The organism is Cryobacterium mannosilyticum (genome assembly GCF_004402705.1).
Lineage (GTDB): Bacteria > Actinomycetota > Actinomycetes > Actinomycetales > Microbacteriaceae > Cryobacterium > Cryobacterium mannosilyticum.
Map to the genome: position 1 here is coordinate 19,633 of NZ_SOFM01000036.1, position 21,930 is coordinate 41,562.

A 21,930-nucleotide genomic window follows, 5' to 3' on the forward strand; every position below is an offset into this window, starting at 1 on the left:
CACCAGCCTCACTGGAGCAAAGGAGCCCCATGCAGGAAACAACGAAAGACGCCCTCCCGGATGGTTCGTCGCCGACGACCATCGACTACGTCGCGTTCGAGCAGACAGCGGGCTTCCGCAACCTGAGGCACAAGCGGCGCAGCTTCGTTCTGCCGCTCGCGGCGATCTTCCTCATCTGGTACTTCGCGTTCGTGCTCGTCGCCGCCTACCTGCCCGACGTGATGGCCATCCCGGTCTTCGGCCGGATCAACCTCGGCCTCGTCCTCGGCCTCGGCCAGTTCGTCACGACCTTCGCCATCACGATGTGGTACGTCTCCTACTCGAACCGCGTCCTGGATCCCCTCGGCCAGTCTCTCCGCACCGAACTCGAAGGGCTGGACCGGAAATGAGCTCCACCATCATCGCGCAGTCGCTCGCCGCGCAGGCGGCCCTCGCCGTCAAACCGGTCGAGAACAACCCCGTCCTGAACATCTCGATCTTCCTGGCCTTCGTGGCGGTGACCCTGATCGTGGTCATCCGCGCCGGGCGCAACAACAAGACCGCGGCCGACTATTACACCGGCGGCCGCTCCTTCACCGGACCGCAGAACGGCTTCGCGATCGCCGGCGACTACCTCTCCGCCGCCTCGTTCCTCGGCATCGTCGGGGCGATCGCGGTCAGCGGGTACGACGGGTTCCTCTACTCGATCGGCTTCCTCGTCGCCTGGCTCGTCGCACTGCTGCTGGTGGCCGAACTGATGCGCAACACCGGCAAGTACACGATGGCGGATGTGCTCTCCTTCCGGCTGAAGCAGGGCCCGGTGCGAGTGGCGGCGGCCACGACCACCCTGGCCGTGTGCTTCTTCTACCTTCTCGCCCAGATGGCCGGCGCCGGCGGCCTGGTCTCGCTGCTGCTCGGCATCAACGACAAGCTCGGGCAGTCCGTCGTCGTCACCGTCGTCGGCGGCCTGATGATCCTCTACGTGCTGATCGGCGGGATGAAGGGCACCACCTGGGTGCAGATCATCAAGGCGTTCCTGCTCATCATCGGCGCCTTCGCGATGACGATCTGGGTGCTCGCGATCAACGGCTTCAGCTTCTCCGCGCTGCTCGACACGGCCGTCGCCGCCTCCACGAGCACCCCCGGCACGGCCATCCTGGTCCCCGGGCTGAAGTACGGCACCAACCCGCTGGACTTCATCTCCCTGGCCATCGCCCTCGTGCTCGGCACGGCGGGACTGCCGCACGTGCTGATGCGCTTCTACACGGTCCCGACCGCCAAGGAGGCCCGTCGCTCCGTGGTCTGGGCGATCTGGCTGATCGGCGCGTTCTACCTGTTCACCCTGGTGCTCGGGTTCGGTGCGGCCGCGCTCGTCGGAGCCGACACCATCCTCGCCGCCCCCGGCGGCGTGAACTCGGCGGCGCCGCTGCTCTCGCTCGCACTCGGCGGGCCGATCCTTCTCGGCTTCATCTCGGCGATCGCGTTCGCGACGATCCTGGCCGTCGTGGCCGGGATCACGATCACGGCCGCCACCTCGTTCGCGCATGACATCTACATGAGCGTCATCCGGAAGGGCAAGGGAGACCCCGACAGCGAGGTCAAGGTGGCCCGTCGCACGGTGGTCGTCATCGGCATCCTCGCGATCGCCGGCGGAATCGGCGTGCAGGGGCAGAACATCGCCTTCCTGGTCGCCCTCGCCTTCGCGGTCGCGGCGAGCGCGAACCTGCCGACCATCCTCTACTCGCTGTTCTGGCGCGGCTTCACCACCCGCGGCGCGGTCTGGAGCATGTACGGCGGCCTCGGCGCCACCGTGGTCCTGATCGTGTTCTCGCCGGTCTTCTCCGGCACGCCGACCTCGATGTTCGGCGACGCGGTCAACTTCGCCTGGTTCCCGCTGAGCAACCCCGGCATCGTGTCGATCCCGCTCGGCTTCTTCCTCGGCTGGCTCGGGTCGGTCACGAGCGATACGAAGGAAAACCCGCTCCTCGCCTCCGAGATGGCGGTGCGCTCGCTCACCGGCCACGGCGCCGAGAAGGCGGTCGAGCACTAACCGCGCCGGCACGCCTCACCCGCACCGCTGCTCCCCTCGGCTGGCCCCCAGTCGGGGGGAGTACTGTCGTCCCCGGGTTAGAGGGCCAGGTCATTCGCCTGCGCCGAGCCCACGATGAAACACTGGAGAAGATCCCCATGAAAGCTGCGCGCTTCTACGGCCGGGAAGACGTCCGAATCGAGAACATCGAGGAACCGTCGACCCGCAGCGGGACGGTGAAGATCGCCGTCGCCTGGTGCGGCATCTGCGGCACCGACCTGCACGAGTACCTCGAAGGCCCGATCTTCATCTCCGCCCCGGGCCACCCGCATCCGCTCTCGCACGAATCCCTCCCGGTCACCATGGGCCACGAGTTCTCCGGCACCATCGAAGAGGTCGGCGAGGGTGTCACGGGACTCGCCGTCGGCGACAACGTCGTCGTGGAGCCGTACTTCGTCTGCGACGAATGTCCCCCCTGCACGGCCGGCAACTACCACCTGTGCGAGAAGATGGGCTTCATCGGCCTCGCCGGCGGCGGCGGAGGCCTGAGCGAGAAGGTCGTCGTCGACCAGCGCTGGGTGCACCCGATCGGCGACATCCCACTGGACGAGGCCGCCCTGATCGAGCCTCTCTCGGTCGCCCACCACGCCGTGATCCGCAGCGGCGCGAAGGCCGGAGACGTCGCCATCGTCGGCGGCGCCGGGCCGATCGGCCTGCTGACGGCCGCCATCCTCAAGGGCATCGGCGTGACCACGATCATCTCCGAGCTCAGTGCCGCCCGCAAGGCGAAGGCGCTCTCGAGCGGCGTCGCCGACTACGTGATCGACCCGACCGTCGAGGACCTCAAGGCTCGCGTGCTGGAGATCACCGGCGGCATCGGCACCGATGTGGCGTTCGAGTGTGCGGGCGTCAACGCCGTTCTCGACACCATGCTCGACGCCCTGCGCCCGGCCGGAGTGCTCGTCAACGTCTCGATCTGGGGCCACCCCGCCACCGTGGACATGCAGAAGATCGTCCTGAAGGAGATCGACCTGCGCGGCACCATTGCCTACGTGCGCGACCACGAGGAGACCGTTGCCCTGGTGCAGTCGGGCACGATCGACCTGAAGCCGTTCATCACGGGCCGGATCGCCCTGGACGATCTGATTTCGCAGGGCTTCGACACCCTCGTCAACCACAACGACACCGCGGTGAAGATCATCGTCCACCCGTAGTCGCACACCCGTAGTCGCACACCGGTAGTCGCACACCGGCGGCCGGCCCCCTGCCGGAGGACTCAGCCCTTCGGCAGGAGCGGCCCCCGAGCGACCCGGGTCGGCGCAGCCTGGGCGACCGGCTTGATCGTGATCAGGTCCAGGTTGACGTGGGCCGGGCGTTCGACGCTCGACACGATCGTCTCCGCGATGTCCTCCGCGACGAGCGGATTCGGAACCCCGGTATACGCCGCAGCGGCCTTCTCCACGTCGCCGCCGAACCGCACGAGTCCGAATTCGTCGGTCTTGACCATCCCGGGGGCAACCTCGATCACCCTGATCGGTTCGCCGTTGAGTTCGAGTCGCAGCACCTCCATCAGCGCGTGCGCGGCGAATTTCGCCGCGTTGTAGCCGCCCCCGCCGAGGTAGGCGACGTGCCCGGCGATCGAGGTGACCGTGACGATGTCGGCCGAACCGGCATCCGCGCGGATCGCGTCCCGGAGCAGCGGCAGCAGCGCGCTCGTGACCCGTTTGACCGCGAGCACGTTGATCTCGAACATCCAGGCCCAGTCGTCGATCGACGAGTTCTCGACACTGTCCAGCCCGAGCGCGCCGCCCGCGTTGTTGACGAGCGCGTGCACCGGCCCGGATGCCGCGAGGAAGTCGCGCAGGGCGTCGACGTCCGCCTGGCTGGTCAGGTCGGCCGTGAACACCGCCGCCCCGGTCTCCGCGGCGAGCACGGCGAGGCGGTCGGTCCGGCGGGCGACACCGACGACATCCCATCCTCGTTCACGGAACAGGCGCACCGTGGCGGCCCCGATTCCCGAGCTGGCACCGGTGACAACGACTCTTCTTGTACCCATTCCCCCATTCTGCTGGGACAATGGCTCTAATGAGTGCACGAGTCGCCGGCAGGCCCCATGTCAAGAAGCGGCGGGTTCCCCTCTGGGACAACGCTCGCTGGATCGCCATCACCCTGGTCGTGATGGGGCACGCGATCCTCAAACTCATCCACGGGTCGGACGTCGCCTACGAGGCCTACCTGTTCATCTACGCCTTCCACGTGCCCCTCTTCGTCGCCGTCAGCGGCTACTTCGCCCGCTCGGGTCCCCCGGGCACGCGGCAGCTGCACCGGCTGATCACCGACGTGGTCTTCCCGTACGTGGTGTTCGAGACGATCTGGACTCTCGTGCGGTGGCTGCTCGGCGGCGAGTTCAACCTTGACTACTCCAGCGCCTCGTGGACGCTGTGGTTCCTGATCGCCCTGCTGGTCTGGCGGCTCATGCTGCCGTTCATGGTGCTGCTGCGCTATCCGCTGCTGGTCGGCATCCTGATCTCGATCGGTGCCGGCTACATACCCTCGATCGACGGCACCTTCGCGCTCTCCCGCACCCTCGGACTGCTGCCCTTCTTCGTCTTCGGCTGGAAGCTGCGCCAGTGGAAGCTCACCGCCCGCTGGCTCGAGCTCGGCGTCGGCGAGGTGTGGCGCTGGCGCGTCGGCGCCCTCACCCTGTTCTCGGCCCTGCTCGGCGTGATCACCCTGAACATCGACGCCCTCCGCACCCTGCAGGTCCGCCAGTTCCTGCTCTACAGCGAGGCCTACCCGACGTTCGGCTACGACCAGCTCTGGGCCGGCGGCATCCGCCTGGGGCTAATCCTCCTCGCCTTCGCCCTGATCATTGCGTTCCTCCTGCTCGTGCCGCGCCGCACCACCTGGTTCACGGCGTTCGGTTCGGCCACGATGTACATCTACATGCTGCACAGTTTCGTGCTCTTCCCGCTCCGCGAATCCGGCGTGCTCGGCGGACCGCAGCCGGTGTGGGTGCTGCCGGCCCTGCTGCTGCTCAGCGTGGGGATCAGCGTGCTGCTGTCCCTCCCGATCGTGAAGCGGCTCTTCCGGCCGATCATCGAGCCGCGGGCACGCTGGCTGTTCCGCAAGCACGAGTCGACGCACACCGGAACGATCGTGCTGCCGCCGATGGATCCGCCGCCCGCCGAACAGTCCTGATCCGGCCGGTTCGATGGGGGCGCCTCGCGTGTGACGCCGTGTTTCACGGGTCGTTGCCACCCCTCCGGGCGGATGCCTAAACTCGCACCCAGAGCGATGGACGGTCCACGCTCGTCGAGGATTATCAGGGAGACCACCTCATGAGCGACAACGCACAGGCCTGGAAGTTCGAAACCAAGCAGGTTCACTCCGGCGCCCGGCCCGACCCCACCACGAACGCCCGCAACACCCCGATCTACCAGACCACGTCCTATGTGTTCAACAACGCGCAGCACGCGCAGAACCTGTTCGCGCTGGCCGAATTCGGCAACATCTACACCCGCATCATGAACCCGACCCAGGCCGTCGTCGAGGAGCGCGTCGCCGCCCTCGAAGGCGGAACCGCGGCGCTGCTGCTCGCGTCCGGCCAGGCCGCGTCGACCTTCGCCGTGCTGAACATCGCCGAGGCCGGCGACCACATCGTCTCGTCCAGCTCGATCTACGGCGGCACCTACAACCTCTTCAAGTACACGCTCGCCAAGCTCGGCATCGAGACCACGTTCGTCGAGAACCAGGACGACGCGGCCGAGTGGGCCCGCGCCGTGCGCCCGAACACCAAGCTCTTCTTCGCGGAGACCATCGGCAACCCGAAGATCAACGTGCTCGACATCTCCCTCGTCGCCGGCGTGGCCCATGAGGCAGGCGTTCCGCTGATCGTCGACAACACGATCGCCACCCCCTACCTGATCCGTCCGTTCGAGCACGGCGCCGACATCGTCATCCACTCGGCCACCAAGTTCCTCGGCGGCCACGGCGCGGTCATCGGCGGCGTCATCGTCGACGGCGGCAGCTTCGAATGGTCCAAGAACGTCGCGAAGTTCCCCGGCCTGACCGAGCCCGACCCGTCCTACCACGGGGTCAGCTACACCGGCGCCGTCGGCGACCCCATCGCCTACATCATCAAGGCCCGGGTGCAGCTGCTCCGCGACCTGGGTGCCGCGATCGCCCCGGCGAGCGCCTGGCAGCTCATCCAGGGCATCGAAACCCTGAGCCTGCGGATCGAACGTCACGTGCAGAACGCCCAGGAGATCGCCGAGTGGCTCGAGAACCACCCGGACATCGCCTCGGTCAACTACGCCGGCCTGCCGACGAGCCCCTGGTACGCCGCCGCCAACAAGTACGCCCCGCAGGGTGTCGGCGCGGTGCTCTCGTTCGAGCTCAAGGGCGGGGTGGATGCCGGCCGCGCCCTGGTCGACAACCTCGAGCTGTTCAGCCACCTGGCCAACATCGGCGACGTGCGCTCGCTCGTGATCCACCCGGCCTCGACCACCCACGCACAGCTCACCCCCGAGCAGCAGCTCACGGCCGGAGTCACACCCGGCCTCGTGCGCCTCTCCGTCGGCATCGAGAACATCGCCGACCTCAAGGCCGACCTTGAGCTCGGCCTGGCCGCGGCGCGCGCGGTCGTGGTGGCATCCCGCGCCAACGCCTAGCCCCTGGGTGTCGAATTCGACGGAGATTTTCCGTGATCCGAGGCTGAAACACGGTTTTCCGGGTCAATTCGGCAAAATCTCCGTCGAATTCGACGAGGCTCGGGCCAAGAAAGGTGCGGGACATCGGATGCTGCGCGCGAGTTCGCGCGTAACAATCAGACGGAGGTCCTCGAGGTTCGCCAGAATGGGGGCGTATGGAATGGCAATTCTCGGCAGACACGGTCCCGTCCAGCTTCGTCACTGAAGCCCAGGCGCGCTCGCTCCTCGGCAAGCCCCCGGCGACCGGCGCCTGGCGCGACGGCGACCCCATCGGCTCCCGCCGCTTCCTCGACGTCGGCCCGCTCCGTTTCGAGGCAGGCGGCAGCCTGGGCGCCGTGCGCCTCGCCTTCGAGACCTGGGGCGAGCTCTCCCCCTCCGGCGACAACGCCGTGCTCGTGCTGCACGCGCTCACCGGCGACAGCCACCTGGTCGGCGCCGCTGGCGACGGCCACGTCACGGCAGGCTGGTGGGGCGGCATCGTCGGCCCGGGGCTCGCCATCGACACCGACCGCTGGTTCGTGGTGGCGCCGAACATGCTGGGCGGCTGCCAGGGCAGCACCGGCCCCGCGTCTCTGGCGCCCGACGGCAGCGAATGGGGTACCCGTTTCCCGTACCTCACCATCCGCGATCAGGTGGCCGCGCAGCGTGCCTTGAGCGACCGCCTCGGCATCGACCGCTGGGCCGCCGTCATCGGCGGTTCGATGGGAGGGATGCACGCCCTCGAGTGGGCGATCGGGGCCCCCGAGCGCGTGGCGCGCCTCGCCATCCTCGCCGCGCCGCCGGTGACGACGGCCGACCAGATCGCCTTGAACTCGGTGCAGATCGAGGCGATCCGCTCCGACCCCCTGTTCCGGTCGGGGGACTACTACGACGCCGACGACGGCGACGGTCCCACCCGCGGCCTGGCCCTCGCCCGCCGGATGGCCCTGCTCAACTACCGCAGCCCCGCCGAGCTCAACCTCAGGTTCGACCGCGGCTGGCAGAGCGAGATCAGCCCGCTGGGGGCCGGCGGCCGGTTCGCGGTCGAATCCTATCTCGACTTCCACGGCAACAAGTTCACCCGCCGGTTCGACGCCAACAGCTACGTCACACTCGTACAGGCCATGGACTCGCACGACGTCGGCCGCGGTCGCGGCGGTGTCCCCGCAGCCCTCAGCCGGGTGACGGCCCGCACCGTGGTGGTCGGCATCGACAGCGACCGGCTGTTCCCCGTGGAGGGCCAGCGGCGGATCGCCGAGCACCTTCGGCACAACATCGACGGCGCCGACCCGGTCGTGCTGGAGTCGGGGTACGGCCACGACGGGTTCCTGATCGAGACCGCGGCGATCGGCGCCCAGCTGGGCCGGCTCCTCGACTGACCTCGACGGGGCCGTGACGGGGCCGTGACGGCTGCCGAGGGGTTGACAGCCGCGGCGTTCAGGGAAAGGTTGAAAATCGGGTGATTCCCCCGAGAGGATGGCCGCCATGAAACCCGCCTACGTCGTCATGCTGGTGCTCGGAACGGTGTTCTCGCTGATCGGATTGGGCATGCTGACCGGGGGCGTTGCTGCCACGGTGGCGAGTTCGCAGCAGGCGGACAACGGTTTCTTCAGCGCGCCGGCCGCCTCATTCTCCGCCGACTCCTACGCGCTCACCTCGCCGAGACTGGACGTCGCCGGCACGTCCGGGATCCCGGCCGGTGTCGCCAGCATCCGCCTGGAGGCCACGAGCACCGGCGGCGACGTGTTCATCGGCATCGCACCGCAGGCCGAGGTGGACCGCTACCTCACGGCGGTGCACCACACCGAACTCGTGGACGTGAGCTTCTCCCCGTTCCGCACGGAGTACCGCGATGTCCCCGGCACGGCGCGGCCCGTCCTCCCCGGCGACCAGGGCTGGTGGACGGTGTCGGCTTCCGGGCCGGGAACGCAACAGGTGGTCTGGGACGTGCAGCCCGGCACCTGGGCCGTCGTCGTGATGAACGCCGATGCGAGCCCCCGCGTGGCCGTGCAGCTGCGCGCCGGCGCCCGGCTGGGCCTGCTCGGGCCGCTCGCGATCGGGCTGGTGATCGCCGGCATCCTGCTGCTGCTGCTCGGGATCGCGCTGGTCGTGCTCGGGGCCATCGGGCTCGGCCGGGGTACCCCGGTGCCACCCGGTGCTGCGCCGGCCGGCACCCCATTGGCCACCCCGCCGCCCGCACCGCCGGCGTTCGCGTCTGGGCCCGCGCCGCCGGGCCCGATGCCGCCGGCCGTCCCCCCGGTCGACGAATGGCGCACCTACCCGGCCCGGCTGACCGGGGAACCCGATCCGGTGCTGTCGCGGTGGCTGTGGCTGGTGAAGTGGTTCCTGGTCATTCCGCACGTGATCGTGCTGTTCTTCCTCTGGTGCGCCTTCTTCGTCACCACCGTCGTGGCCGGCTTCGCGATCCTGTTCACCGGACGGTACCCCGCGTCGCTGTTCACCTTCAACGTCGGGGTCCTGCGCTGGAGCTGGCGGGTGGCGTTCTACTCCTACTCGGCCCTCGGAACCGACCGGTATCCCCCGTTCACGCTCGCCGCGACGGACTACCCGGCCGATCTCCAGGTCGACTATCCCGTGCGGCTGTCCAACGGACTGGTCCTCGTCAAGTGGTGGCTGCTGGCGTTGCCGCACCTCCTGATCGTTGCGGTCATCACCGGCAGCGCCTGGTCCTGGCGCACCCAACCGGCGGACTGGCCGGCGGGCGCCGGAACCGCTGCCGTCACCGGGCCGTCCCTGATCGGGCTGCTCGTGCTGCTCTCCGGGCTGATCCTGCTCTTCACCGGTCGGCTGCGACGCACCCTGTTCGACCTGGTCCTCGGCCTGGACCGCTGGGTCTTCCGGGTCATGGTGTACACGGCGCTCTTGCGGGACGACTACCCACCCTTCCGACTCGACCAGGGCCCCGACGACCCGCCGCTCCCCGTGGCGCGGCCCTGATGAACGGCCATCGGCACCCGGCCCTCACCCGCCCACCGTTGTTCCGCCGTTGGCTGCTCTGTGTCGGCCTGGGCGAGAGCGTTGGATTCCTGGCCCCGACGCTGGCCGAGTTCGTCACGAGCGACCTGCCCGCGGCCAATGTCCCGGCCCTGGTCGCCGCCGGCGCCGTCGAGGGCGCCGTGCTCGGCTGGGCGCAGGCGCACGTGCTCCGCGACGCGATCCCGGCCCTGTCCCGTGCCGCCTGGGTCGGCGGGACGGCCGTCGCCGCCGCGTTCGCCTGGTTCATCGGTCTGTTGCCGAGCACGTGGGCCCCCGTCTGGTCGGCCTGGCCGACCGGGCTGGTCCTCGGCGCCGCGGCCGTCGCCGGGACGCTCCTGTTGGCGTCGATCGGCTTCGCGCAGTGGCTCGAACTGCGCCGCCACCTCGCGCGCAGCGGCTGGTGGATCCTCGGCAACGCCGCGGCCTGGTGCGTGGGCCTCGGCGTCTTCTTCGCGGTCGCGACGCCGCTGTGGCAGCCGGGCCAGCCCCTGCCGCTGATCGTGGCGATCGGCGTGCTCGCCGGGATCCTGATGGCGGCGAGCATGGCCGCGGTGTCCGGGCTCGTGCTGGTGCGGCTGCTCGGTTCCCAGCCCGCGGACCGCACCAGGACCGACCCGGAGCAGGTCGAGTCGGCCCGATGACCCACAATCGCAGGAACCAGTGTCTCCCGGATCGCGAGAAAACGGGTTCGAGCCGGATATGGTGCTTCATAGGGCATTACGAGGGGTAATCCAGGCGACATGCATCGAATCTTCAAAGAGCGCGACCGCCTCCTGCGGAGAGCCGCCCGGCTGACCGGCCTGGCCGGTTCGGTGGCGGTGCTGGTCGTGATGCTCGTCCCGGGCGGCCTCAGCCTGGACCTGCTCGGCCGCTGCCTGCCGGTGCTCCTCCTCATGGTCGCCGGCCAGTACCTGCTCGGCCGGTCCGGCCGGATACGCTGGGTCATCCTGATCGTGCTCTCCGGAATCGGAATCATTCTCCTGATCGGCTTCTCCGGGCAGGGACCGCCCGGCTTGAACCTGGTCGAGGAGACCGTCATCGGCACCGTGGCGGCGACCGCGACGAGCGCCGTCGCGCTCGTGCTGGTCGTCAGCACCCGCCGGCTGATCCTGCTGTTCGCGTCGTTCGCGGCCACCCTGGCCAGCGTCCTCGCCACCACGATCACCTCCGCCGGGGCGATCGTGCCGCTGGCCATCACGATCTGCGGCTGGTTCGCGATTGCCCTCGCGGGCTGGTGGGTTGCCCAAAGCGTGCCCCGGGTGATGCAGCGCATCGCAGCGATCGGCCGGGCCCACCTGGCCGAACGGCACGCCAGCGAACTGGAGGCCCAGCGCCGCCAGGACGCCAGGCTCCTGCACGACACCGTGCTGGCCACCCTCACCCTGCTCGCCCACTCCGGTGTCGGCGTCAGCCCCGCCGCGCTCCGCCAGCAGGCCGGGGACGATGCCCGGCTGTTGCGGCAGTTGCGCCTGGGCGGCCTGCCGACGCCGCGTCGCTCCGGCGTGTACACCCTCGAGCCGGCCACGGAGTCGACCCTGGGCAGCACCCTGGAATCGGTGAAGCAGCGCTTCGGCAGAATGGGACTGGAGGTGGACTGGCACGGCAGCGGGCAGGTGCTGCTGCCCAGCGATGTCCTCGACTCGTTCCTGCTCGCGCTCGGCGAGTGCCTGGAGAACGTGCGCCGCCATGCCGGGGTCGACCGGGCCGACGTCACGATCTCGGATGACGACACCACCGTGCGCGCCATGGTCACCGACGCCGGGGTCGGCTTCGATCTGCTCGGAGTGAGCGCCGAACGACTCGGCTTCGCCGAATCCGTCGTGGCCCGGCTGCGAGATGTCGGCGGCAACGCCAGGCTGTTCTCCTCCCCCGGTTCCGGCACGACCGTGGTGCTGGAGGTGCCGAAGTGATCGGTCCCGACCTCGTCGACGTCCCGCTGGGCGACCTCCGGGCCGCCGGGGCGAGCCGGAAGGACCTCCGCCTCAAGGAGGTCCAGGAACGCCAGGATCGCCGGCGCACCTTCCGCCGGCCGGAGCGCACCGTCAAGACGACCCGCGCGAACCAGAGCGGCCTGGGTGGCCGCCACCTGGGCATCGGGCTGTCCTTCAGCGGCGGGTTCATCGCACTGTTCCTGTTCTGGCGCTTCATGATCCAATGGTTCGACTACCCGAACCCCCTGCCGAGCCTGGCGGCCTGGACACTGCTGATGGCGACGACGGCGCTCGCGCTGGTCACCGTGCAACAACTGTCGGCGCGGATGCCCGACTGGCTGTTCGCCGCGGCCCTGGCCAGCGGCAGCGTCGTGGTCGTGCTCGATCTGGCCGGTTCTCGAGGACAGGGCGGGTCCGAGGTGTACCCGACGGCGGCCGCGGCGGTCGGTTCGCTGCTGATCGCCCTCGTCACGGTGCGTCGCGGCCGCGACGTCGTCACCTCGGCCGTCGTGCTGGCCGGTGTCCTGTTCGTCGGCGCCGTCACCGAGTCCCGCCCCGACCCGTTCACCCTCGCACCGGAACTGCTGGCTATAGTCCTGGCCATCATGCCTCCGCTGCTCGGAGTCGCGATCGTGCGCTCATTCCGCCGGATGGCCCAGCGTGAACTCGACCTGGTGCTCGTGCAGAGCACGGTCTCCCAACCGCAATTCGCGGTGGGCATGCTCGCCTCCGAGGAACTCGCGCGGATCGACCTCGACGCGGAAACCCTGCTCGACGACGTCGCCCAGGGCCGGACCACTCTTCCGCTCGGCGCCGACAAGTCTACGACGGCCTCCACCCTCGCCACCCAGCTGCGCCTGCACCTGATCCAGGGCCGGCGTGAGACCTGGCTCCACCATGCGATTACCGAGTCGGAGTTCCTCGGCCCCTCCGTGAACCTGCACGATCCCGCGGGCCTGGCCGGGCTGCTCGACCCGGCCCAGCGCGACGCGTTGCTCCGCACGATTTGGCTCCTGATCAGCGACACGACTCGCGCCGAGGCCGCAGTGTCGCTCTCACTGGGCCCGATCAGGCCCACCCACGGCGTGCGCGCCCGCCAGAAGTTACGATTTCCAATCGAATTGACCACCACGGGTGTGCCCCGGCGGCGCGTGGACCCCGAGACGTGGCAAGCTATCCGAGTAGTCGGTCCTCACATCGATTCGACCCGGGACGGAAGTCTCCGGGTGGAGATCGAGTGCAGTATCGACAATCCCGCGGATGCTTGAGGTCTGCGACGGAGAGCCGTCGAGCTTTTTGGTCGGATGCAAAGGCAGTAGGAGGCAGCAATGACGAACATGACAATGACGAATATCGCAGTGCCGAGCAGGGAGCATCCCATTCGGTTGGCCCTGGTCGACGATCATCGGATGCTCCTCGGTGCCCTGACCGAGTGGATCAGGGGGGCTGCGGACGACATCAACATGGTCGCCGCCGTCACGACCTGGCCGGAGCTGCTGACCCACCCCGAGTTCCCCGTCGACGTCGTTCTCCTCGACCTCGACCTCAAGGACAACATCCCCGTCTCCCTGAAGATCTCCACCCTCAAGACCGCCGGCGTCAAGACGGTGCTGATGAGCACCTATTCCGAGCCCGGCCTCGTGCGCGAGGCGCTGGCGGCCGGCGCGCTCGGCTACCTCGTCAAGAGCGAGGAAGCGAACATGATCGTCGAGGCGATCCGCGCGGCCTACGACGGTGAGTCCTACATCTCGGCCGAGCTGGACGAGGCGCTGAGCGCCGGCACCAGCGGCGGCTCCCCTCGGCTGAGCGCCCAGGAGCGCCGGGTGATGGCCCTGTACGGCGCGGGCGAGCCGGTCAAGGCCGTGGCCCACCAGCTCGGCATCTCCGAGGAGACCGCGAAGTCCTACCTCAAACGGATCCGCGAGAAGTACCGCCTCGCGGGGTTCGACGTCGGCACGAAGGTGGCCCTGCGCAAGCGCGCCATCCACGACGGCATCCTCCTGCAGACCGACTAGACCTGCCTGCGATCACTGGCCCTGCCTGCGATCACTGGCCGGCCGGGCCGATCACGGCGTCCGGACATCCGACGACGGTGATCGCCTCGGTGCCGGAGGGCACGTGCAGCCCGCCGAACCAGGCTACCGGCCGGTGGCGCCGTCCGGCGGCGCGGCGGCCGCTTCCAGTGCCGCCTCGAGCCGCTCGACCTTGCTCGTCAGCTCGCCGGTCCGGCCCGGCCGGATGTCCGCCTTCAGCACCAGGGACACCCGCGGCCCCCAGGCGCCGACGGCCTCGGTCGCCGCCTTGACCACGGCGAACACCTCGTCCCAGTCGCCCTCGATGGTCGTGAACATGGAGTCGGTGTGGTTGGGCAGGCCGGAGTCGCGCACGACCCGCACCGCTGCGGCGACGGCGTTGTGCACCGAGCCGTCCGGGTCGTGGCCGCCGGATGGTGCGACCGAGAATGCGACGAGCATGGGTTCTCCTTGTGATTGTGGTGCGGGTCAGTGCGGGGCGGCCGAGCGCCGCACCTGCCTCAGCGCCCAGCCGAGCAGCACGACCTCGAGCAGGTTGCGCGCCGTCAGCACCAGCACCATGACCGGATCGGCGACGAGCAGCCCCCCGTACAGATAAGGGTAGACGAGCTGGGTGAGCCCGGCGATGACCAGGACGAGCACGGCTGGCAGCCGCCACGCGCGTCCCCGCACGAGCAACCCGAGGATGACCGGCGCGGCGAGCCAGCAGACGAACTGCGGCGACCCGACCTTGTTCGCCAGGATCAGGGTCAGCACCAGCGCCAGCACCAACGAAGGGTACAGCCGGTCCCAGGCCGCTCCCCGGCGAGCGGCCTGCCAGCCGAGCAGGAGCACGCCGGCCACCGCGATCACGAGCAGGGGGGTCATCAGGGCGATCGCGACGTCGGTGCCCGGGCCGATGACCTGGTAGGTCAGGATCTGCCGGTCGTAGTAGACGAAGGTTCCCGGCAGGCGCAGGGCCGCCTGCCACATCCAGATCCCGCCGACCGGGGATTCGATCTGGATTCCCCGGTTGGTCTGCTCGGTCACGAAGCTGAACACGTTCGAGCCGCTGCCGAGGCTCAGCGCAGCGCCGACGATGACCACACTGGTGCCGGCCATCGCCAGGGCCACCTGCCGGCGCCGTCTCGACACCACCACGAGCGCCGCGACCAGGGCAATCGGCCAGATCTTCACCCAGGTGGCAACGGCGAGCAGAACCGTGGCCGCGAGCGGGCGCGCGCGCACCCAGAGCACAGCGACGATCACCAGCGAGGCGGTGACGGCGTCGATCCGGGCCAGGGCGATCGGGCCGAGCAGCACCAGGAACGCCAGCCACCAGCCGGCGGCCCGGAGCGCGCGACAGTCCCGGCCGCGCCCGAGCAGGAACGCGAACGCGACCCCGTCGAGCAGGGTCACGACGCCCAGCCAGGTTGCCACGTAGAGCGCCGGACCGAACGCGAGGGAGGCGAAGATCGGCACGACCGCGAGGATCGGATAGACGAAGCCGGTGTCGATGCCGACGACCGAGGTGCCGCCCGCGGCGTCGGTGGCCCAACCGAAGTAGACCTTCTGCACGTCACCGAGCGGCCAGCCCGGAGCGAGAACGCAGAGCAGCGCCAGCGCGAGGTGCACGAGGACGAAACCGGCCCAGAGCATCGCCCGCGGCACGGCCCCGAGCCGCGCGGCGAGCGTCACCCCTCGCCGTTCCGCCGTCGGCGCAGGCTGCGGCGCAGGCTGCGGCTCGGGCATCGGCTCGGGCATCGGCTCGCGGGCGGCGGGATCAGGCACGGTCAACTTTCCCACAACGGAGTACCCCGACGGGTGATGTTCGCTCCCCGGTCAGGCGGGCGCGGCCGCGCGCCGGCCGCCGGAGGTCGGCGCCAGGAGGGCCGCGATCGTGGCGGGGACGGCCTCGGCCACGTCGAGGGCGGTGATCGGACCACCCTCCGACGCTCGACCGGCGGCGAGCGCGTGCACCAGGGCCGCGGTCGCGGCGAGGGCGACGAGGGCGTCGGCATCCGTGTCGATGGCGGCGGAGTGCGTGGCCAGCAGTGCGCCGAGGATGCCGGCCAGCACGTCCCCTGAACCGGCCGTCGCCAGCCAGGCCGGCGCCCCGGTGACGCGGAGGCGGGCACCGGCCGGCGAGGCGACGAAGGTGACGGAGCCCTTGAGCAGCACCGTGACGCCGAGGTCGGTCGCGGCACGGCCGGCCCACTCCCCCGGTGCGGCGGCGATCTCCGCCGCGGTCACCGGCTTTCCGCGCCGGCTGAGCAGCCCCGCCAGTTCCCGGAAGTGCGGGGTGACCACGGTGGGGCCGGTGGTGTGCGCGACCAGGTCGAGCACGCCGGCGTCGCACACCGTCGGCAGCCCGGCCGCGAGGGCCTCGACCAGGGCGGTGGCGGTCGTGTCGTCGCGGGCGGCGGCATCCATGCCGGAACCGAGCAGCCACGCCTGCACCCGGCCGGGAACGGTGACGACCTCCGGCCGGCGCTGGAGCACGAGGTTCGTTGCCCGGCGCGGCCCCAGGTAGCGCACCATGCCCACGCCGGTGCGCGCGGCAGCCTCGACCCCGAGCACCGCGGCGCCCGGGTACTGCTTCGACCCGGTGCGCACGCCGAGGACGCCCCGGCTGTACTTGTCGTCGACCGGCTGGGGAACATCGATCCAGGCCCGCGCGTGCCGCTCGTCCCATTCCAGCCAGTCCAGCGGTTCGCCCATGCACTCACGATAGGTTGTTTCGGACAGATCCGGGCCGTCAGATCGGGCGGCCGCACCGATACTGGGGGACCCCGTGGCCACTGCCGCACTGTTCGAACCGCTCACTCTGCGCGGCGTCACGTTTCGCAATCGGGTCTGGGCGGCCCCGATGTGCCAGTACTCGATCCGCGCGAAGGACGGGGTTCCCCGGGACTGGCACCTCATGCACCTGGGCCAGCTGGCGGCGGGCGGTGCGGGCCTCGTCGTCGCCGAGGCGAGCGCGGTCAGCCCCGAGGGCCGGATCACCGACGCGGACACCGGGATCTGGAACGACGCCCAGGCCGCGGCGTGGGCGCGGATCGTGGACTTCATCCATTCGCAGGGCGCCGCGGCCGGCATCCAGCTCGCGCACGCGGGACGCAAGGCCTCGACCTGGCCGGCCTGGGGACATGACGAGCACGGCACCGTGCCCGCGGATGCCGGCGGTTGGCAGACCGTGTCGGCGTCGGCGGTCCCGTTCCCCGGCTATGACCCTCCCGTCGCGCTCGACGCCGCCGGCATCGGGGACATCGTCGACGACTTCGCTGCGGCCGCCGCTCGCGCGATCGGCGCGGGCTTCGACCTGGTCGAAATCCATGCGGCCCACGGCTACCTTCTGCACCAGTTCCTCTCCCCGCTGAGCAACCGGCGCACCGACGAGTACGGCGGCTCGCTGGAGAACCGCGCCCGGTTGCTGCTCGCCGTGGTGAGGGCCGTCCGCGACGCGATCGGCCCCGGCCATCCCTTGTTCGTGCGCTTCTCCGCCACCGACTACGCGCCGGGCGGCTGGAATGAGGACGACACCGCCACTGTCGCCGGCTGGGCGGCCGCGGCCGGGGCGGATCTCTTCGACATCTCCTCCGGCGGCAACGTCACCGGGGTGAGCATCCCGCTCGGGCCCGGCTACCAGGTTCCGCTGGCCCAGCATGTGAAGACCGAGGCGGATGTCCCGGTCAGCGCGGTCGGACTGATCACCACCCCCGCGCAGGCCGAACAGATCGTCGCGTCCGGCCAGGCCGACGCGATCATGCTGGGCCGGGAGCTGCTGCGAGATCCGCACTTCCCGCTTCGCGCCGCGCACGAGCTCGGGGTCAGCCTGGACTACTGGCCGCCGCAGTACCTCCGGGCCCGGTGGCCGGAGGACTGATTCAGTCAGAGCCGCCGGGTCGCGTCCTGCACTTCGCCGACGAGCTCCTCGATGATGTCCTCGAGGAACAGGACGCCCGCGGTCGCGCCGACCGCGGTGAACGACCGGGCCAGGTGCGCGCCGGAGCGGCGCATCGTGGCCAGGGCGTCCTCGAGGTCGGTGTCCTCGAAGATCGAGACGAGCCGGCGGATGCGTTTGGCCGGGATCGGCTCGGCGTAGCTGCCCGCCGCGTGACCGCCCGCACCGGCGCGGTCGTCGCCGTCCAGGTCCAGGACATCCTTCAGGTGGACGTAGCCGGTCGGTTCGCCCCCATCGGTGACGAGCACATAGCGGGAGAACCCGTGCTTGGTCACCGCCTTCTCGACGTCGGCCGGGGTGGCCGATTCGGGCAGGCTGATCAGGTCGGCGAGGTTCACCGCGACATCCTTCACCTTGCGGGTGGTGAACTCGAAGGTGGCGCTGAGCGCGCCCGTGCCGTCGCGCAGCACGCCCTCCCTGGTCGACTGGGACACGATCGTGGCGACCTCGTCCAGCGTGTAGGTGCTGTTCGCCTCCTCCTTGGGCTGCACCCGGAACAGCCGCAGTACCAGGTTGGCCGTGGCGTTGAGCACCACGATCACGGGCCTGACCGTTCGGCCGAAGAAGACCAGCGGCGGGGCGAGTAGGAGCACGGCCCGGTCGGGGATGGAGAACGACAGGTTCTTCGGCACCATCTCACCGAACACGACGTGCAGGTACGAGACGAGGAGCAGCGTGATCACGAAGGCGATCGCGGTGATCGCCTCGCCGGGCAGGCCGGTCAGTCCGAGCGGGTACTCGAGCAGGTGGTGGATCGCCGGCTCCGACACGTTCAGGATGAGCAGCGAACAGACGGTGATACCCAGCTGGGTGGTCGCCAGCATCAGGGTGGCGTGCTCCATCGCCCAGAGCGCGGTCCGGGCGCTCCCCTTCCCGGCCTCGGCCAGAGGCTCGATCTGCGACCGGCGGGCCGAGATGACCGCGAACTCGGCCGCGACGAAGAAGGCGTTGGCCGCGAGCAGCACGACCAGCCAGACGATCCCGGCCCAGTCACTCATTCGGGCTCCCTTCGCCACTGCCCGGTTCGCCACTGCCGGGTTCGATGGCCGGCGTGAACCGCAACCGGTCGATCCGCCGGCCGTCGAGGCGTTCCACCGTGAACAAGCCCTCATCGATGGTGACGGTGTCGCCGACAACGGGGAGGCGTCCGAGTTCGCTCATCACGAACCCGGCGACGGTCTCGTACGGTCCGTCGTCCGGCACGGAGATGCCCGTGCGTTCGAGGAGCTCGTCGGGCCGGAGCATGCCGGGGAAGGTGAGGGAGTCCGTCGAGAGCACGACGCCCGCGCGGGCGCGGTCGTGTTCGTCGGCCACCTCGCCGACGAGCTCCTCGACGAGGTCTTCGAGGGTCGCCACGCCGGCCGTCCCGCCGTACTCATCGACGACGATGGCCATCTGGTAGCCGCGGCCGCGCAGTTCGACCAGCAGCCCGTCGAGCTTCATCGTCTCCGGCACGCGCACGGCCTCCGATTGCAGGGCCGACACGGGGACATCCGCGCGGCGCTGCCGGGGCACGGCCACGGCCTGCTTGACGTGCACGATCCCGACGATGTCGTCGACGCCCTCGTCGACGACGGGGAAGCGGGAGTAGCCTGTCTGCCGGGCGAGGTCGATGACGGCCTGGGCGGAGTCGGTGCGCTGGATGCTCGCCACCCGCGGCCGCGGCGTCATCACGTCGGAGGCGGTGTGGCCGGAGAAGAGCAGGGTGCGGTGCAGCAGGGTCGCGGTGTCCTTCTCGAGCAGGCCGGCGCTGGCCGAGCGGCGCACCAGCGAGGACAGCTCCTCGGCCGTGCGCGCCCCGGAGAGTTCCTCCTTGGGCTCGATCCCGATCGAGCGGAGCACCCCGTTGGCGCTGCCGTTGAGCACCAGCACGGCCGGCTTGAACACGGTCGTGAACAGGGTCTGGAACGGGATGACGAGCTTCGCCGTCTGAATCGGCAGGGCGAGGGCGAAGTTCTTGGGCACGAGTTCCCCGATGATCATCGACGCCAGCGTGGCGATGACCACGGCGAGCGTCGTCGCCAGGACGGGCACGACACCCGCCGGAAGCCCCAGCCCCGTCAGCGGGCCGGTGAGCAGGGAGCTGAGCGCCGGCTCCATCGCGTACCCGGTGAGGAGGGTGGTCAGGGTGATCCCGAGCTGCGCGCTGGACAGGTGCGTCGAGGTGATCCGGAGCGCGGCGATGGTCAGGGCGAGGCGGGTCTCACCGCGGTCGCGGCGCGCCTCGAGGTCGGAGCGGTCGAGGTTGACCAGGGCGAACTCGCTGGCCACGAACAGGCCGGTGCCGACGGTCAGGATCAACCCGACGCCGAGCATCAGCCACTCAAACACGCGGTTCACCGCCCCTGTTCACGGACGAGTGTCCGTTGGGGCGGCGGGAATGGTGGCCGGGCGATTTCGCAGAAGGGGGGTCGTCCATTATTCCCTCAACTATACCGGCACGCCCGGTTTCACCGGCGCCCGGCTACCAGGAGACGGGCAGCGCCTTGCCCTCCTCGTAGCCGGCGGCGGATTGGATTCCGACCAGCGAGCGGGTGTGGAACTCCGCCACGCTCGTCGCGCCGGCGTAGGTGAACGAGCTGCGCACCCCGGAGGTGATCATGTCCAGCAGGTCCTCGAGCGAGGGGCGCAGCGGGTCCAGGTAGATCTTCGAGCTCGAGATGCCCTCGGCGAAGAGGGTCTTGCGGGCCAGCTCGTACGGGTCTAGCCGATCGAAGCGCTCCTGGACGGCCTTGGTGGAGGCCATCCCCCAGCTCTCCTTGTAGAGGGCGCCCGCGGCATCCGTTGCCAGCGTGCCCGGCGCCTCGATCGTGCCGGCGAACCAGGAGCCGATCATGACGGATGCCGCGCCCGCGGCGAGCGCGAGGGCCACGTCCCTCGGGTAACGCACCCCGCCATCGGCCCAGACGTGCGCGCCGAGCTCCCTCGCGGCAGCGGCGGTCTCCAGCACCGCGGAGAACTGCGGACGCCCGACCGCCGTCATCATCCGGGTCGTGCACATGGCGCCGGGACCCACGCCGACCTTCACGATGGTGGCGCCGGCTCCGACGAGGTCGCCGACGGCGTCTGCGGTGACGACGTTGCCGGCCACGATCGGGATGCCGAGGTCGAGGTCTGCGACGGTCTTCAGGGCGCGCAGCATGCCGTCCTGGTGCCCGTGGGCGGTGTCCAGGACGAGCACGTCGACCCCGGCGGCCGCGAGGGCGCGCGCCTTGGCGGCCACATCGCCGTTGATCCCGATCGCTGCGGCCACGCTGAGCCGCCCCTGCGCGTCGAGGGCCGGCTGGTACAGGGTGGAGCGCAGGGCGCTCTTGCGGCTGAGCGTGCCCACGATGGCGCCGTGGTGCAGGACCGGCGCGAAGTCGAGCTCGGCCGCGGTCATCAGGTCGAAGGCGCGGCGCGGACCCTCGATGTCGTCGGCGTCGAGGGAGGTGAGCGGGCCGTGCAGCAGGTCCCCGAGCCGGGCGTCGGACAACGCCGTGGCCAGGCGGGCGGCGTCGATGCAGCCCAGGTAGGTGCCGTGCTCGTCGTTGATCACAAGCCCCTGGCCGGCCACCGGCGGAACCTGCCGCAGGGCCAGCGCCACGGTGTCCTCCGGGCCGAACACGAACGGGGTGTCGAATCTGGTCGACTGGTCCTTCACCCAGCGGATCGCGGCATCCAGCTCCTGCAGGTGCATGTCCTGCGGCAGCACGCCGAGCCCGCCGCGCCGGGCGAGCGCCGCGGCCAGGCGCGGACCGGTCACGGAGTTCATGTTCGCCGAGACCACGGGGATGGTGGCGCCGGTTCCGTCGCCGGGCGCGAGCGAGACGTCGAGACGGCTCCGGATGCCTGATTGGCTGGGCACCAGGAAGACATCCGAGTAGGTGAGATCGTGGCTGGGTACCGCTCCATAGAACTGCATGGAAATAACGCTAGCCCCCCGCGCGGATGCCCGCAGCCATGCCCGAGGGGATTAGGCTAGACGGGCAGACCGAACCGGCGATTTTTCATCGTCTGGACATTCAGAATCAACGCAGAGAGTGGGAACCGGCTGTGTCAAGCCAGTTGACCGGTAGTGGATCCGATGAGACCACGTCGGGTGAATTCGGAGCGAACGAGTGGCTCGTCGACGAGCTGTACGAACGGTACCTCGTCGACAAGAACCAGGTAGACGAGTCCTGGTGGCCCGTCCTCGAGAGCTACCACCAGACCGCGAGCGGCCAGGCGGCCGCCGGGGCGACGGATGCCGCGGCGCCGGCCACCGAGGCCGCCCCCGCTGACGCGGCAGCAGCCGCTGCAGCCCCCGCCGAAGCCCCGGCCGCCGCAGCCCCCGCCGAAGCCCCGG

20 protein-coding genes are annotated in these 21,930 nt (G+C 70.0%); 13 read left to right on the plus strand and 7 right to left on the minus strand.

The features are described 5' to 3' along the window. Nucleotides 1-29 precede the first annotated feature (29 nt). The 3 genes from E3O32_RS12120 (at nucleotide 30) to E3O32_RS12130 (ending at nucleotide 3,222) form a co-directional block, all read left to right on the plus strand. Complete coding sequence (locus E3O32_RS12120) at nucleotides 30-389, plus strand: DUF485 domain-containing protein (RefSeq protein WP_134509854.1); 360 nt, start codon at nucleotides 30-32, stop codon at nucleotides 387-389. Further along, nucleotides 386-2,029 (plus strand): solute symporter family protein, encoded by a 1,644-nt coding sequence (locus E3O32_RS12125; RefSeq protein ID WP_134509856.1) that lies wholly within the window; start codon nucleotides 386-388, stop codon nucleotides 2,027-2,029. Before E3O32_RS12120 ends, E3O32_RS12125 begins: the two co-directional genes overlap by 4 nt. A gap of 137 nt (nucleotides 2,030-2,166) precedes the next feature. Further along, complete coding sequence (locus tag E3O32_RS12130; protein ID WP_134509858.1) at nucleotides 2,167-3,222, plus strand: 2,3-butanediol dehydrogenase; 1,056 nt, start codon at nucleotides 2,167-2,169, stop codon at nucleotides 3,220-3,222. 62 nt (nucleotides 3,223-3,284) lie between these two features. Here the strand turns inward: E3O32_RS12130 and E3O32_RS12135 are convergent, their stop codons facing one another. Continuing rightward, complete coding sequence (locus E3O32_RS12135) at nucleotides 3,285-4,064, minus strand: SDR family NAD(P)-dependent oxidoreductase (RefSeq protein ID WP_134509860.1); 780 nt, start codon at nucleotides 4,062-4,064, stop codon at nucleotides 3,285-3,287. A 29-nt stretch (nucleotides 4,065-4,093) separates the two neighbouring features. Here E3O32_RS12135 and E3O32_RS12140 point away from each other — a divergent pair, with 29 nt between their 5' ends. From E3O32_RS12140 to E3O32_RS12175, 8 genes are all read left to right on the plus strand, one after another. After that, on the plus strand, nucleotides 4,094-5,209 hold the full coding sequence (locus tag E3O32_RS12140) for an acyltransferase family protein (RefSeq protein WP_241974883.1): 1,116 nt from the start codon (nucleotides 4,094-4,096) through the stop codon (nucleotides 5,207-5,209). 140 nt (nucleotides 5,210-5,349) lie between these two features. Then, entirely contained in the window at nucleotides 5,350-6,681 is a 1,332-nt protein-coding gene (locus E3O32_RS12145) for a bifunctional o-acetylhomoserine/o-acetylserine sulfhydrylase (RefSeq protein ID WP_134509864.1), read from the plus strand. Nucleotides 6,682-6,875: 194 nt separating this feature from the next. After that, complete coding sequence (gene metX, locus E3O32_RS12150) at nucleotides 6,876-8,078, plus strand: homoserine O-acetyltransferase MetX (protein WP_134509866.1); 1,203 nt, start codon at nucleotides 6,876-6,878, stop codon at nucleotides 8,076-8,078. 106 nt (nucleotides 8,079-8,184) lie between these two features. Next, nucleotides 8,185-9,657, plus strand: a complete 1,473-nt coding sequence (locus tag E3O32_RS12155) for a DUF4389 domain-containing protein (RefSeq protein WP_134509868.1) — start codon at nucleotides 8,185-8,187, stop codon at nucleotides 9,655-9,657. Further along, complete coding sequence (locus E3O32_RS12160) at nucleotides 9,657-10,337, plus strand: hypothetical protein (RefSeq protein WP_198417564.1); 681 nt, start codon at nucleotides 9,657-9,659, stop codon at nucleotides 10,335-10,337. Before E3O32_RS12155 ends, E3O32_RS12160 begins: the two co-directional genes overlap by 1 nt. A 99-nt stretch (nucleotides 10,338-10,436) precedes the next feature. Further along, on the plus strand, nucleotides 10,437-11,606 hold the full coding sequence (locus E3O32_RS12165) for a sensor histidine kinase (RefSeq protein ID WP_134509870.1): 1,170 nt from the start codon (nucleotides 10,437-10,439) through the stop codon (nucleotides 11,604-11,606). Then, entirely contained in the window at nucleotides 11,603-12,895 is a 1,293-nt protein-coding gene (locus tag E3O32_RS12170) for a hypothetical protein (RefSeq protein ID WP_134509872.1), read from the plus strand. Before E3O32_RS12165 ends, E3O32_RS12170 begins: the two co-directional genes overlap by 4 nt. A gap of 69 nt (nucleotides 12,896-12,964) precedes the next feature. Then, nucleotides 12,965-13,642, plus strand: coding sequence for a response regulator transcription factor (locus E3O32_RS12175; protein ID WP_231383351.1), 678 nt, complete (start codon nucleotides 12,965-12,967; stop codon nucleotides 13,640-13,642). A gap of 123 nt (nucleotides 13,643-13,765) precedes the next feature. Here E3O32_RS12175 and E3O32_RS12180 read toward each other — a convergent pair whose 3' ends face one another. Genes E3O32_RS12180 through E3O32_RS12190 form a run of 3 tightly spaced genes read right to left on the minus strand, consistent with a single transcriptional unit; the run spans nucleotide 13,766 to nucleotide 16,360 of the window. Continuing rightward, nucleotides 13,766-14,101 carry a thiamine-binding protein gene (locus E3O32_RS12180; protein ID WP_134509874.1) on the minus strand — a complete coding sequence of 112 codons (336 nt, stop codon included), beginning with the start codon at nucleotides 14,099-14,101 and terminating at the stop codon, nucleotides 13,766-13,768. Nucleotides 14,102-14,128: 27 nt separating this feature from the next. Then, a complete protein-coding gene (locus E3O32_RS12185) occupies nucleotides 14,129-15,430 on the minus strand; it encodes a glycosyltransferase 87 family protein (RefSeq protein ID WP_198417565.1) in 1,302 nt (433 codons plus the stop codon). Between the two features lie 51 nt (nucleotides 15,431-15,481). Further along, nucleotides 15,482-16,360 carry an ADP-dependent NAD(P)H-hydrate dehydratase gene (locus E3O32_RS12190; protein WP_134509876.1) on the minus strand — a complete coding sequence of 293 codons (879 nt, stop codon included), beginning with the start codon at nucleotides 16,358-16,360 and terminating at the stop codon, nucleotides 15,482-15,484. A gap of 73 nt (nucleotides 16,361-16,433) precedes the next feature. Between E3O32_RS12190 and E3O32_RS12195 the strand changes: the two genes are divergently transcribed. Then, nucleotides 16,434-17,525, plus strand: coding sequence for an NADH:flavin oxidoreductase/NADH oxidase (locus E3O32_RS12195; protein WP_134509878.1), 1,092 nt, complete (start codon nucleotides 16,434-16,436; stop codon nucleotides 17,523-17,525). 5 nt (nucleotides 17,526-17,530) lie between these two features. Here the strand turns inward: E3O32_RS12195 and E3O32_RS12200 are convergent, their stop codons facing one another. From E3O32_RS12200 to guaB1, 3 genes are all read right to left on the minus strand, one after another. Next, the gene (locus tag E3O32_RS12200; protein WP_134509880.1) at nucleotides 17,531-18,601 is read right to left on the minus strand and encodes a hemolysin family protein; all 1,071 of its coding nucleotides are present in this window, start codon (nucleotides 18,599-18,601) and stop codon (nucleotides 17,531-17,533) included. Next, the gene (locus E3O32_RS12205) at nucleotides 18,594-19,919 is read right to left on the minus strand and encodes a hemolysin family protein (RefSeq protein ID WP_134509896.1); all 1,326 of its coding nucleotides are present in this window, start codon (nucleotides 19,917-19,919) and stop codon (nucleotides 18,594-18,596) included. The genes E3O32_RS12200 and E3O32_RS12205 overlap by 8 nt, the downstream gene beginning before the upstream one ends. A 148-nt stretch (nucleotides 19,920-20,067) precedes the next feature. After that, the gene (gene guaB1, locus E3O32_RS12210; RefSeq protein ID WP_134509882.1) at nucleotides 20,068-21,507 is read right to left on the minus strand and encodes a GMP reductase; all 1,440 of its coding nucleotides are present in this window, start codon (nucleotides 21,505-21,507) and stop codon (nucleotides 20,068-20,070) included. Between the two features lie 131 nt (nucleotides 21,508-21,638). Here guaB1 and E3O32_RS12215 point away from each other — a divergent pair. Continuing rightward, the coding region (locus E3O32_RS12215) for a 2-oxoglutarate dehydrogenase E1 subunit family protein (protein ID WP_134509884.1) at nucleotides 21,639-21,930 on the plus strand (292 nt) is incomplete at its 3' end.

Bases quoted from the DNA above. Each gene is read 5' to 3' on its own strand.
- E3O32_RS12120 (WP_134509854.1), top strand. From the start codon at position 30: ATGCAGGAAACAACGAAAGACGCCCTCCCGGATGGTTCGTCGCCGACG.
- E3O32_RS12125 (WP_134509856.1), top strand. From the start codon at position 386: ATGAGCTCCACCATCATCGCGCAGTCGCTCGCCGCGCAGGCGGCCCTC.
- E3O32_RS12130 (WP_134509858.1), top strand. From the start codon at position 2,167: ATGAAAGCTGCGCGCTTCTACGGCCGGGAAGACGTCCGAATCGAGAAC.
- E3O32_RS12135 (WP_134509860.1), bottom strand. From the start codon at position 4,064: ATGGGTACAAGAAGAGTCGTTGTCACCGGTGCCAGCTCGGGAATCGGG.
- E3O32_RS12140 (WP_241974883.1), top strand. From the start codon at position 4,094: ATGAGTGCACGAGTCGCCGGCAGGCCCCATGTCAAGAAGCGGCGGGTT.
- E3O32_RS12145 (WP_134509864.1), top strand. From the start codon at position 5,350: ATGAGCGACAACGCACAGGCCTGGAAGTTCGAAACCAAGCAGGTTCAC.
- metX (WP_134509866.1), top strand. From the start codon at position 6,876: ATGGAATGGCAATTCTCGGCAGACACGGTCCCGTCCAGCTTCGTCACT.
- E3O32_RS12155 (WP_134509868.1), top strand. From the start codon at position 8,185: ATGAAACCCGCCTACGTCGTCATGCTGGTGCTCGGAACGGTGTTCTCG.
- E3O32_RS12160 (WP_198417564.1), top strand. From the start codon at position 9,657: ATGAACGGCCATCGGCACCCGGCCCTCACCCGCCCACCGTTGTTCCGC.
- E3O32_RS12165 (WP_134509870.1), top strand. From the start codon at position 10,437: ATGCATCGAATCTTCAAAGAGCGCGACCGCCTCCTGCGGAGAGCCGCC.
- E3O32_RS12175 (WP_231383351.1), top strand. From the start codon at position 12,965: ATGACAATGACGAATATCGCAGTGCCGAGCAGGGAGCATCCCATTCGG.
- E3O32_RS12180 (WP_134509874.1), bottom strand. From the start codon at position 14,101: ATGCTCGTCGCATTCTCGGTCGCACCATCCGGCGGCCACGACCCGGAC.
- E3O32_RS12190 (WP_134509876.1), bottom strand. From the start codon at position 16,360: ATGGGCGAACCGCTGGACTGGCTGGAATGGGACGAGCGGCACGCGCGG.
- E3O32_RS12200 (WP_134509880.1), bottom strand. From the start codon at position 18,601: ATGAGTGACTGGGCCGGGATCGTCTGGCTGGTCGTGCTGCTCGCGGCC.
- E3O32_RS12205 (WP_134509896.1), bottom strand. From the start codon at position 19,919: ATGCTCGGCGTCGGGTTGATCCTGACCGTCGGCACCGGCCTGTTCGTG.
- guaB1 (WP_134509882.1), bottom strand. From the start codon at position 21,507: ATGCAGTTCTATGGAGCGGTACCCAGCCACGATCTCACCTACTCGGAT.